The organism is Myxococcus qinghaiensis (assembly GCF_024198215.1).
GTDB lineage: Bacteria > Myxococcota > Myxococcia > Myxococcales > Myxococcaceae > Myxococcus > Myxococcus qinghaiensis.
Window position 1 is genome coordinate 71,368 of the sequence record NZ_JAKCFA010000009.1, and the last position, 11,573, is coordinate 82,940.

Sequence of the window (11,573 nt, forward strand, 5' to 3'; positions counted from 1 at the left end):
TGGGGGCGAGGGCTTCGTGGCCCCACGAGTCGAGGCCCGCACACGGGGAGCCGCCTCGGAGCGGCGCACTCCCCGAGTGACCTGGTGCTCCCTGCTTCAGCCGCGTGACTGTCGGGCGCTGAAAGCCACCCCGCCCCAGGGACTCAAGGCCCCCAGGCTCGCCAGCCCCGCCGTGCACACCCGCCGGGGCGAGCGAGCGGGCCCGCCCGGCATCCATTCATGCACGTCCGGGCCCGGAGTTGGCTTGCATCCGGAAGACCTTCTGGCATGTTCGCCGCACCCATGCGCCGCTTCCTCCTCACCGCCGCCCTCCTCTGCTCCACCCTGTCCGGACTCACCGGCTGCAAGGGGGCCTGCCGCGAGCTGTCCGAGAAGCTGTGCGACTGCTCCATCAACTCGGTGGAGAAGGAGCTGTGCCTCCAGGACGCCGCTCAGGAAGAGAGCCGCGTGGAGCCCACGCCCGAGGACGAGGTCATCTGCGAGGAGAAGCTCGCGGGCTGCGACTGCAAGAAGATTGAAACCCCCGAAGGCAAGCGCGAGTGCGGCATCGCCCGTGAGGGCGGCATCGACTGACTCGGGGTGGCTCAGGCCCCCGGCACCACGGGCCTCGTCGCGCCAGCACCGTCCGCGTCCACCCAGGGCTGAAGCGCCTTGCGCACCCTGGAGCGAAGCGGCGTCTCGACGTACCGGTGCACCAGCACGGACGCCGGCACCGCCAGCAGCAGCACCGAGCCCAACCAGCCCAGCGGCGTGTTCAGGTCCACCCAGGGCGACAGCACGCGCTCCAGCTTCATGGCCGCCTCGCCCGCGGGGTACTGGAGCAGGTACAGCGCGTAGCTCGCCGCCCCCAGGTGCACCACCAGCGGGCGTGACAGCCCCCAGCCGAGCCACCCTCCCCCACGCGCCAGCCCGTACACCAGGAGCCCCGACGCGGGCGCCAGCAGCGCGTTGTGCATCAGCGGGTAGGGAATCCGCTCCCCCGCCGCGCCAGCAGCCACCAGCAGCGCCGCGCCCAGCGAAGCCAGCACCACGCCCGAGCCCTTCGCCCCACCCGCCGCACGCTCGCGCACGAAGCACCAGCCCAGGAGCACGCCGAAGAGGAACTCCGGCAGCCGCGCCAGCGGGGTGAACTTCATCACCGACAGCCACAGCCCGCCCGAGTGCGCGTCCAGCGTGCCCGGCCCATCCGGCCGCAGCACGACGTAGAGCACCGGCGGCACCAGCCCCAGCACCCAGACCGCGCCCATCAACACGGGCAGCCGGGAGGGACGCAGCGTGGGCAGCCACCGCGCGAGCCGGGGGAAGACGGCATAGAAGAACCCCTCCACCGCCACGGACCAGCCGGGGGGATTCCAGTACAGCGCCAGCCGGGGCACCCATGCCTGCACCAGGGCCAGCGTGGCCACCGCGCCCACCGTGAGCTTCACCGCGGCGAGCTTCCAGCCGTTGTCCGTCACCGACGCCAGCACCGTGGGCGGTGCGGACAACAGGAAGGTCAGCAGATAGACGGGATAGACGCGGGCCACGCGAGCGGCCAGGAAGGCGCGCGTCCCCGTCTCCATCCGTCCGTCGACGTCCAGGTAGTTCCAGGCGAGGACGAAGCCTGACAGGACGAAGAAGACACCCACGGCGGAGTAACCCGCGCCGATGAAGTTCCGCAGCCACTCCGGCGCCGGCTCCAGGGCCGGGCGCGCGAAGTGGAACAGCACGACATGCAGGGCCGCGAAGAAGCGCAGCCCCGTCAGGGCCTCGAGTGAACCACCTCGGCTCACCGGCGGCCGATGCCGTAGTACGTGAAGCCCAGCTCGCGGATGCGCACCGGGTCGAACACGTTGCGGCCATCGAAGATGACCGGCGACTTCATCAGCGACTTCATGCGCTCGAAGTCCGGGTGGCGGAACTCGTTCCACTCGGTGACGACGAAGAGCGCATCCACGCCCTCCAGCGCCTCGTACGGCACGTTGGCGTAGCGGATGCGGTCGCCGAAGACGCGCTTGGCCGTGTGCGTGGCCACCGGGTCGTGCGCAATCACCGAGGCGCCCTTGCCGATGAGGCCCTCGATGACCTCGATGGACGGCGCCTCGCGCATGTCGTCCGTCTTCGGCTTGAAGGCCAGGCCCCACACGCCGAACTTCTTGCCCTCCAGCGAGCCGCCGAAGTGCTTGGCCGCCTTGTTCACCAGCAGCTTCTTCTGCCGCTCGTTGGTGCGCTCCACGGCGCGCAGCAGGTCCAACTCCAGACCGAACTCACGCGCGGTGGCGCCCAGCGCCTTCACGTCCTTGGGGAAGCACGAGCCGCCGTAGCCCACGCCCGGGAAGAGGAACGGGTAGCCGATGCGCTTGTCCGAGCCCAGGCCCTTGCGCACGAAGTCCACGTCCGCGCCGACCTTCTCGCACAGCGCGGAGATGTCGTTCATGAAGGAGATGCGCGTGGCGAGCATCGCGTTGGCGGCGTACTTGGTCAGCTCCGCCGAGCGCGTGTCCATGAACAGCACGGGGTTCTCGGTGCGCACGAAGGGCGCGTACAGCTCGCCCATGACCTTGCGGCCGCGCTCGGAGTCCACGCCGATGACGACGCGGTCCGGCTTGAGGAAGTCGTCCAGCGCGGCGCCTTCCTTGAGGAACTCCGGGTTGGAGACGACGTCGAACTCGATGCTCGTCACCTTGCGGATGGCGTCGCGCACCTTGTCCGCGGTGCCCACCGGCACGGTGCTCTTGTCCACGACGACGGTGTACTGCTTCATCGCCTTGCCAATCTGCTCGGCGGCGGCCAGCACGTACTGGAGGTCGGCGTCGCCCGTCTCGCCCTCGGGCGTGCCCACGGCGATGAAGACGACGTGCGCGTTGGAGACGGCCTCCGGCAAATCGCGCGTGAAGAACAGGCGCTTCTCGCGGACGTTCTTCTTGATGAGTTCCTCGAGACCGGGCTCGTAGATGGGCACCTCGCCCGCCTGGAGCATCCGAATCTTCCGCTCGTCGATGTCCACGCAGGTGACGTCGTTGCCCGAGTCCGCGAAGCAGGTGCCCGCGACCAGGCCGACGTAGCCGGTTCCGATGATGGCGATACGCATTGAAAGAGTCCCAGTGGGGAGGTGTCTTGACCAGAACTCATACGCCGGGACGCGCTCGGAAAGAAAGCCCGTCCCCGGGGCCAGGACAGCGGCCGGGCAGCCTCACTGCCCCGTGAGCAGACGGCGCACTCTTTCCAAGCCTCTGAGAGCCGAAGTGCGGCCGGGGGTGCTGACTGGACCCACCACCGTCCTGTCCAACAGCTCCCGAGTGGCCCGGCGCAGCGGAGGCAGGGCGGCGGTGGCCTCCGGAGCGGCCTCCGGGAAGAGCCGGGCGACGATGGACAGCGACGTGTAGAGGGCGCGCTCCAGGCGCCACTCCGCGGCCCGGGCGAGCAGTGCGGGGATGTCGAGCGGACGGGAGTACACGCCACCCATCCACTTGGCGCCGGTGACGAGCTCTCGCAGGTCGATGAAGGAGAGCCACGGTACGTCATACCCCTGACGTGCGTGCTCCAGGCACACGAGGAGGACGGAATCCTCCAGGTCGGCCCGGAACATGGAGGGGCCGTAGACCTTCATGGGCTTGGCGCGCTCGATGATGCCGGCGGTCTGCTCGCGGCGCTGGGGACCCAGGATGTCGGAGTAGAGGTAGATGGCGGTGCGCCCGTCGGAGACGAGCTTGCTGGCGCCGCTGTGGGAGGTGTCCGTCTCCGGCCTGAACTCGTGGTTGGAGAGGAAGCCGGCGAAGCCGTCCACGTCCATGCGGCGCATGAGGAGCTGGAGGTCCAGCACGGGGCGGAAGCCGATGTGCGGGTAGAGGGCCTCGGCGAAGGCGGCGGAGCCCATGAGCACCAGCTTGCGGCCTTGCAGCTCGTCGACGACCTGCTTGAAGTTGACGAGCTTCATCACGTTGTCGTTGACGGAGCCCTGGTAGATGGCGAGCAGCCTGTCGCGGGCCCACTCGGGCGCGGCGGTGGCGCCCAGGCGGTACTCCAGGTTGTACGCCGCCAGCGGGGCCAGGCCCTGGGCGATGGCCCAGTCGACGTACTCCTCCCAGGGCGCGCCCTTGAGGGCACCTCGCGGTGGTTCGAACGAGGCGAGGACGCGGAAGGTGTCGAGCAGGCTGAGCGGCATGGTGGCCCCCTTTAACGGGCCCACCGCATCACCTGCAATCACTGCCTGAGCCCCAGGGGACGACGGCGTGGTGGACAGAGGACAAAGACCCGTCCCTGGAGGGCCGAGGGTCACCTGTCAGGCAGGGGCCGTATCGCGGTGTCCAGGCGCCGGAGCGCATAGCGGAGCATCGCCCCCGGCTCGGGCGCCAGGAGCAGCTTCGCCGCCATCCAGCGGGGCCGGCTGCGCACCAACTCCGTCCCCAGCAGTCGTTCTTCCGTGAAGAACCTTCGAGCGAGCCCCCGCTGCCACCGAGGCGGAGCCAGGGCCTCCAGCGCGTCCGCCGGCACCGCCGCCCCCAGCAGCCGGCTCGCCACCTCCCAGCCGTGAAACACGAGCTGGGGCAGCCCCGTGCCTCGCGCGCCATCGACGACGCGGCCCCAGTCCAGGCCCCGCGCCGCCAGGAGCTTCAAGTCGAACAGCCACGCCAGGCGCTGCAAGAGGTGGTGGCTCGCGTGGAGGGCCAGGTACACGGCCTCGTCCTCGGGAGCGAGCCACCGCACCCGCTGCCCCTCCAGCGTCCCCTCCACCGCGCGAGCCACCAGCGCGTCGCCTTCCAGCGTCCGCCCCCAGCCCGCGAGGGCGCGGAAGTGCAGCTCCACCAGCCCTGCCTTTCCCTCCAGCTCCAGGTGGTGCGAGTCCACATCCGCGTGGCGCCCATCGCGCGTGGGCCGCGCCGTCAGCCCCAGGCCGGTGAGGACGCGCGCTGCCGTCTCGACGTCACCTCGGGACACGAGCAGATCCACGTCGCGGGTGGCGCGCTGTAGGGGGTCTGGATACAGCCTCAGCGCCAGGCCGTAGCCCTTGAGCGACACGGGGACGATGCCCTCGACGGCCAGCGCCTCCAGGCTGCGCTGGAGCAGCGCCTTGACCTGGAGCGAGCGGGCCGCGCCCGTCAGCGACTCACGGCGCAACAGCGCGCCTGCCTCTGGAGGCAGCACCCAGCCCACTTGCGCCACCGCGTGAGCGACGAACCCGGCGAGCCCGTGACGGACGGCGCCTCGCACGAAGGCCAGGGCCTCGTCCCCCTCGGGAGCGCTTCTCTCGGGGGGATGGGGCCAGGCGCGCAGCAGCGCGACGAGGGCACTCGACGTCGTCATCGCCGCAGGACGACGACACGCGCGGGGTCGGCGTCCGCCACCGCCAGGAGCCTCGCGGCGCGTTCGGCCACGGCGTCCGCCACCAGCTCCAGCGCCAGCTCCTCGTCCCGGTCGATGGCGCTGCGACCGTCTCTCCAGACGAGCAGCAGCGAGCCGAGCACCACTTCCTCGTCCTTCACTTCCAGGGACAGCTCGTAGGGCATGGACAGGCCCGCGGCACGCTGGGTCTCGAAGACGACGCCGTCCATGAGCCCTTCACGCAGTTGCTGGAAGCGCAGCTCCTGGCGCGACACGTCCAGCACCTCCGCGAGGACTCGCACGGCGCCCCAGACCTCTTGCAGCGACCGAGCCTCGCGCACGGCGCCGATGACGTCCTTCACCAGCGAGCGCAGGCGGATGTTGCGCTGGCGGCGCTGCTGCATGTCGCTGGCGCGCCCCAGGTCCAGGTAGCCCAGCTTGCGCATCATCACCGCGATGACCACGCCCATGCCACACAGCAGCATGGCGCTCTGCGCGCTATTGGCGAAGTGGAGGCCCAGCGCCGTCAACATGAAGAGACCGCACAGCGCGTACAGCACCAGCACGGTGGAGCGGTGGCTGAGCACCATGCGGCTCATCACGCGGTGGTGGATGTGCTCCTTGTCCGCGCTGAACAGCGGGCGTCCCAAGAGCGACCGGCGCACCACCGCGAGCAGCGTGTCCATGATGGGCAGGCCCAGCGCCATGATGGGAACGAGCATGGCCACCGTCGTACCGCTCTTGGTGCTCGTCTTGATGGCCACCGCGGCCAGTACGAAGCCGAGGAACATGCTGCCGGTGTCCCCCATGAAGATGGAGGCCGGGTTGAAGTTGAAGACGAGGAACCCGAGGATGGCGCCCGCGAGCGCCGCCATCAGCAGGCACAGCAGCACGTCGCCCCGCGACAGCGCGAGGATGAAGTTGGTGCTCACGCCGAAGAACGCCACGCCACCCGCGAGCCCGTCGAGCCCATCAATCAGGTTGAGCGCGTTGATGACGCCGACCATCCACAGGACGGTGAAAGGAAGGCTCAGCGCGCCCAGCGTCAGCTCGGGGCCGAACGGATTCGCGATGACCTCGATGCGGAAGCCCAGGTAGTAGAGCCCGAGCGCCACCGCGAGCTGCACGCTGAACTTGAGCCGAGCGCCCGCGCCCCGGAGGTCGTCGTAGAGCCCGAGCGCGGCGATGGCCGCGCCTCCCGTGAACAGGCCCGAAATCAGCTCGGTGTGGAGCCGGAAGTGGTGCCCCACGCCGGAGTCCACCAGGAACAGCGCGCACAAGGGAGTGAAGAAGCCCGCGACGATGCCGATGCCACCCAGCCGAGGGATGGGCCGGACGTGGACCTTGCGACTCGAGTTGGCCTGGTCCAGCCAACCCCACGCCAGCGCCTGGTTGCGCACGACGTACGTGAGCCCCAGGGCCACCATCAGCGAGACGAGGAACGCGACGAAGAAGGTGATCATCGAGAGGGGCCGCTCCCGCCATGCTGACGGTGAGCGTCACGGCGCGTCAATGAGCGTTCCTGTGCGACACCGGAATGTCGCCCGAGTCGTCCCCCAGCGAGCAACCGGGCGGGCTTCGCTGGGGCCTCGACGTGTCAGGGCTGACCTCGGCGCCACGCGCGCGAACGACGTGTCGCCCCTGGCCCGCTCGGGGCCTTCGGAAAGAGGACGCGCCCCGCCGACCCTGCGGACAGGCCCTTCGCTGTCCGCTGTTGACGCCCCTGGGACGGGGGACACAATGCACCCACCACCCGCATGCACCCCAGGCCTTCTCTCCCCCCACGAGCCCCCGAGCGTCCTCCCCGCGGAGAGACGCGTTGAGCTCCGCCACCGCTTCCGTGCGGCGCATGGATGGGCTGGATGTCCTGCGAGCCTTCGCCATCCTCGGCGTGCTGGTCTTCCACGCGCCCTCGTCCGTCCTGGACGCCGTGCCGCTCCCGGTCCGCTTCGCCTTCGCGCATGGGTGGATGGGCGTGGACCTCTTCTTCGTCCTCTCGGGCTACCTCGTCGGTCGGCAGGTCTTCGCCGAGGATGGCGAAGCTCCGCTGGGCTCCCGGCTGCGCGCCTTCTGGCTGAAGCGCTGGATGCGCACCCTGCCGCTGTACTTCGTGGTGCTCGCGTTCTACGCACTCAAGCCGTGGACGGTGGGCACGCCCTTCGTGGGCGGAGGCTGGCACTACGCGCTCTTCCTCCAGAACTTCACGATGCCGCGCGACTTCGTGCAGAGCTGGTCGCTGTGCGTGGAGGAGCACTTCTACGTCGTGCTGCCGCTGCTCGCCTTCGCGCTGGGGGGCCGACGCTGGCCCGCCTGGGCCTGGCTTGCGCCGGTGGTGGTGAGTGTCGTGGCGCGCTGGCTGTTCTCGCGGAACCTTCCGGCGGGCCAGCCCATGACGGACCTCGCCACGCTCGCGCCCTGGTCCACCGAGATGCACCTGGATGGGCTCGGCATCGGGGTGTTCCTCGCCCGGACCGCGCCCACGTGGAGGAGCTGGTCCAGGCACTGGCGGACAGCGTGTGCCGTCGCGGGAGCAGGCGTGCTGGCGCTGACGGTGGGGCGCTACGGCGCCATCGTGACGACGTCGAGCCACGTCTGGATCTTCGTCGGGCTGGCGGTGGGCTTCGGTGGAGTGCTCGTGGGCATCGAGTCCCTCCAACTCCCACGCGGCCTGCGCTGGGGCGTCTACCAGACCGCCCTGCTCTCCTATGGCGCCTATCTCTGGCACGGGCTCGTGTTGCGCGTCATCGAGCGGATGGATGTGCGACTGGGCGCCTGGGGGCTGGACCTGCTCGCGTTCCTGGCGCTCACCCTGCTCGTGGCGTGGGTGACCTATGTCACGGTGGAGAAACCCTTCCTCAAGCTGCGAGACTGGCTGCTGACCCGCGGGGTGCTTCCGCCGGACGTCCTGTCTCCTGGCGAATCGAACGCCTTGAGTGCGGGCCTGAACGCGCGCAAGCCCTCTGTGTAGGAACACCATGGCACGACTGAGGGACCAACTGACGTCGCTGAGCCAGCTTCGGTACCTCGCCTGGAGGGCGCTGCCGCTAGGTCGCGCTGTGACGGTGAAGCTGCGCTCGGGCGAGCGACTCTCGCTGAGGCCACCTCCCGCCGAAGACCTGGAGACGGCGTACGAGATGTTCGTGGCCGAGGTCTATCGCCCTCCCTTTCCCGTGCAGGCGGACACCACGCTGCGCATCGTCGATGTCGGAGCGAACTGTGGGCACTCGCTCTTGTTCTGGGCGCGGAACTACCCGCGCGCGCATCTCGTCGCCTTCGAGCCCCACCCTGTCCACCTGGCCATGCTGGAGCGAAACCTGACGCTCAACGCCCTGGCGCCCAGGGTGTCCCTGCACCGCGCGGCGGCGGGGGCGAGCCCCGGGGAGATTGCCCTGCTCGATGCGGAGAGCCGCTCCTCCGTCGTGGACGCGACGCAGGGGCGCACGCTCCGGGTGCCGCTGGTCGACTTCTTCGAGACGGTCGGCAGCGAGCCCATCGACCTGCTCAAGATGGACATCGAGGGAGGCGAGTACGCCTTGCTGGGCGACCCACGGTTCGCGCGCCTGCGGATACGCACGCTCGTCATGGAGTGGCATCGAACCCGGGAGCGGCCGGACGGCAAGGCCTGGTGCGAGCAGACCCTCGAAGCGCTGGGCTATGAAGTCACGCCCGGCATCTGGAGCGGCGAGGTGAACGGGCTGCTCTGGGCGCGGCCACGTGAGTCCGAGGCTCGTCGATGAGCTCAACGGGCGTCACGCTGGTCATCCCCACGTACAACGGAGCGCGGCGAGTCGAAGCGCCGCTGCGCGCATTGCTGGAGCAGACGGCAGAGAGCGACCACTTCGAGGTGGTCGTCGTGGACAACAACTCCCAGGACGGCACCGCGCGCGTGGTGGAGGAGAGCCCGGTCGTGGAAGGGCTGCGCCGTCGAGGCGTGGACGTCCGCGTCGTTCACGAGGCGCGCCAGGGACTCCTCTTCGCGCGGCTGTGTGGCATCCAGAGCGCGCGTCGGGAGGTCATCTGCTTCCTGGACGACGACAACGTCCCCGAGCCGAACTTCGTTACCGACGGACTGGCGCTCTTCGAGGACGTGAGTGTCGGAGTGGTGGTCTCACGCATCTATCCCCGCTACGAGACACCACCGCCGCCAAGCATCTCTCGGCGTGAGCACCTGCTCGCCATCAACCACCGGATGGGAGATGACCTCATCGACTTCGGAGCGGGGGCCACGCTCGCGCCCACGATAGGCGCCGGGCTGTGGCTGCGTCGCGAGGCCGTCCTGGAGTCCGTGCCCTGGCAAACGCCGGAGCAACTCATGCCGGACCGGCTCGGCAACCAGCTCCTGAGTGGAGGAGACATCGAGCTGGGCTTCCTTCTCGGCAAGGCGGGCCACCGCCGCCTCTACTCACCCGTGCTGAAGGTGTGGCACCTCATCCCGCCTTCTCGATTCGAGACCCGGTACTTCCTGCGGCTCATCGTGGGCGTGGTGCGCAGCGAGAAGACGCTTGAGGCACGTCACCTGGGGCGACGCACGGGAGCGCTCTCCCGGCTGAAGGACTGCGCGCGCCTGGTGGGAGCAGGGCTCGCGAGTCCCGCGCTGGCGTTGCGCGGCGACCCGGTGCGCGAAATCCTGTTCGTGCTGGCGAGCCGCTGGGCCCAGGTGCGGGGGCCGTATCCCCATCTCCACGAGACGCGTTGAGCAGCCCGTCCCCATGGCGCCCCAGTCTCGTCCCACATTGAGCGAGTGTCTCGAAGGCCGGGGAAACAACCTGGACTTCCTGCGCTTTGCCGCGGCCACGGGCGTCATCGTCAGTCACTCCTTTCCATTGGGAGAAGGACCCAAGGGAGGTCCCGAGCCGCTGACTGTCTTCACCCACGGCCAGGTCTCGCTCGGCCTGGTCTGCGTGGCGGTGTTCCTGGTCATCAGTGGACTCCTCATCACCCGAAGCTGGGAGCGGAGCCGCGATGTCCGAAGCTTCCTCCTGGCGCGAACGCTGCGAATCTTTCCAGGGCTGGCGGTGTCGCTCCTGCTGACCACGTTCGTGCTCGGCGCCGCGTTCACCACCCACCCGTTGGGCGAGTACTTCACCGCGCCGGACACGTACCGCTTCCTGCTGCGCAACTTCACCCTCGTCAATCCGCAGTGGAACCTGCCCGGGGTGTTCGAAGGGAACGAGTATCCCAGCGCCGTCAATGGTTCGCTGTGGACGCTGAAGTACGAGGTCGGCTTCTACCTGCTCGTGCTGGGATTGGGAGTCACGGGGCTCTTGCGCAAGGAACTGGCACTGGCTGGATGGTGTGTCACGGCGGTGCTGTCCTTCTTGCACATCGGCCGGCTGGGTTTCTGGCCGGTCCTCGGGCTCTACTTCGGAGGGGGCCTGGTGCTCTACCTCTGGCGAGAGCGCGTGAGGATGAGTCCATGGCTGGCGGCGACCTGTGTCGTGGTGCTCATCGCTGCGTCAATGGCGGGCAAGGGGTTGCCTGTCGCCATTGGGTCCTGTGGCGCGTACCTCGTGCTCTACCTCGCGTTCCTCCCGAGCAGGCTCGCGCGCTTCGGGCGCCACGGGGACTTCTCGTATGGCCTCTACATCTACGCCTTTCCGGTGCAACAAGCCGTCACGGCCTTGCTCGGTGGCCCCATGCCGTGGTGGTGGAACGCGACGCTGTCCCTCGTGGTAACGCTCATTCTCGGGATGATGTCCTGGCGGCTCGTCGAAGCGCCCGCGCGCGCCTTTGGCAGCAAGCAGCATCATCCCGAGCCGGCTCCCTCCTAGAGCACTTCCCACGCCTCACTGAATCAAGTGCTCCAGCGCAGCAGTGAGCGCATCTGACTCACGGCGGACCAACCGCCCCCCCGCATAGAAGAACCAAGCCACGCCAAGACAAACGAGCGTCACGACACCCCACGAAGCAAGGGTCCCCTTGAGCAATACGAGGGCCGCCGCCGCGGCCCCCAGCGCTCCGACGACGCAGCGCAATGCAGCTGTTCCGCGCATCTTCGTCACGAGTCGAACGCCGCCATCCGACAGCAACTCCAGACGAGACTCGATGTTCGTCCCAATTCGCGACACCAGGTACTCCCCCAAGGGAATGTCACGGCTGATGATGATCCGTTCGCCGCGCTTGCTCCCTCGGTACCATCCGCCGCCACCTGCTTGATGCGGACCTGATGGCACCTTGAAGGGACCGACCCAGCCCGCCAACCGGGCTTCCGTTTGTCCCTTATCCCCCGTGACGTGCACGGCCCGCTCGATGTGTAGCTGAAAGAGACTCAT

11 protein-coding genes are annotated in these 11,573 nt (G+C 68.9%); 5 read left to right on the plus strand and 6 right to left on the minus strand.

Annotated elements, in window-relative coordinates; translation table 11 throughout:
- Positions 1-267 precede the first annotated feature (267 nt).
- Positions 268-573, plus strand: a complete 306-nt coding sequence (locus LZ199_RS18325; protein ID WP_253995006.1) for a hypothetical protein — start codon at positions 268-270, stop codon at positions 571-573.
- Positions 574-584: 11 nt separating this feature from the next.
- Here LZ199_RS18325 and LZ199_RS18330 read toward each other — a convergent pair whose 3' ends face one another.
- The 5 genes from LZ199_RS18330 to LZ199_RS18350 all read right to left on the minus strand — a co-directional run bounded on the left by LZ199_RS18330 (position 585) and on the right by LZ199_RS18350 (position 6,764).
- Positions 585-1,772, minus strand: coding sequence for an acyltransferase family protein (locus LZ199_RS18330; protein WP_253995007.1), 1,188 nt, complete (start codon positions 1,770-1,772; stop codon positions 585-587).
- A complete protein-coding gene (locus LZ199_RS18335) occupies positions 1,769-3,070 on the minus strand; it encodes a UDP-glucose dehydrogenase family protein (RefSeq protein ID WP_253995008.1) in 1,302 nt (433 codons plus the stop codon). Before LZ199_RS18335 ends, LZ199_RS18330 begins: the two co-directional genes overlap by 4 nt.
- Positions 3,071-3,172: 102 nt before the next feature.
- On the minus strand, positions 3,173-4,144 hold the full coding sequence (locus LZ199_RS18340; RefSeq protein WP_253995009.1) for a nucleotidyltransferase family protein: 972 nt from the start codon (positions 4,142-4,144) through the stop codon (positions 3,173-3,175).
- A 110-nt stretch (positions 4,145-4,254) separates the two neighbouring features.
- Positions 4,255-5,283 (minus strand): nucleotidyltransferase family protein, encoded by a 1,029-nt coding sequence (locus LZ199_RS18345; RefSeq protein ID WP_253995010.1) that lies wholly within the window; start codon positions 5,281-5,283, stop codon positions 4,255-4,257.
- Entirely contained in the window at positions 5,280-6,764 is a 1,485-nt protein-coding gene (locus LZ199_RS18350; protein WP_253995011.1) for an MraY family glycosyltransferase, read from the minus strand. The genes LZ199_RS18345 and LZ199_RS18350 overlap by 4 nt, the downstream gene beginning before the upstream one ends.
- A gap of 356 nt (positions 6,765-7,120) precedes the next feature.
- On the opposite strand from LZ199_RS18350, the gene LZ199_RS18355 reads away from it, so the two are divergent.
- The 4 genes from LZ199_RS18355 to LZ199_RS18370 are packed head-to-tail and all read left to right on the plus strand — an operon-like array spanning position 7,121 to position 11,072.
- Entirely contained in the window at positions 7,121-8,269 is a 1,149-nt protein-coding gene (locus tag LZ199_RS18355; protein ID WP_253995012.1) for an acyltransferase family protein, read from the plus strand.
- A gap of 7 nt (positions 8,270-8,276) precedes the next feature.
- A complete protein-coding gene (locus LZ199_RS18360; RefSeq protein ID WP_253995013.1) occupies positions 8,277-9,038 on the plus strand; it encodes an FkbM family methyltransferase in 762 nt (253 codons plus the stop codon).
- Positions 9,035-9,997: a glycosyltransferase gene (locus LZ199_RS18365; protein ID WP_253995014.1), complete on the plus strand. Its 963-nt coding sequence runs from the start codon at positions 9,035-9,037 to the stop codon at positions 9,995-9,997. Before LZ199_RS18360 ends, LZ199_RS18365 begins: the two co-directional genes overlap by 4 nt.
- Before the next feature lie 13 nt (positions 9,998-10,010).
- Positions 10,011-11,072: an acyltransferase family protein gene (locus tag LZ199_RS18370; protein WP_253995015.1), complete on the plus strand. Its 1,062-nt coding sequence runs from the start codon at positions 10,011-10,013 to the stop codon at positions 11,070-11,072.
- Between the two features lie 15 nt (positions 11,073-11,087).
- Here the strand turns inward: LZ199_RS18370 and LZ199_RS18375 are convergent, their stop codons facing one another.
- Positions 11,088-11,573, minus strand: a complete 486-nt coding sequence (locus LZ199_RS18375) for a hypothetical protein (protein ID WP_253995016.1) — start codon at positions 11,571-11,573, stop codon at positions 11,088-11,090.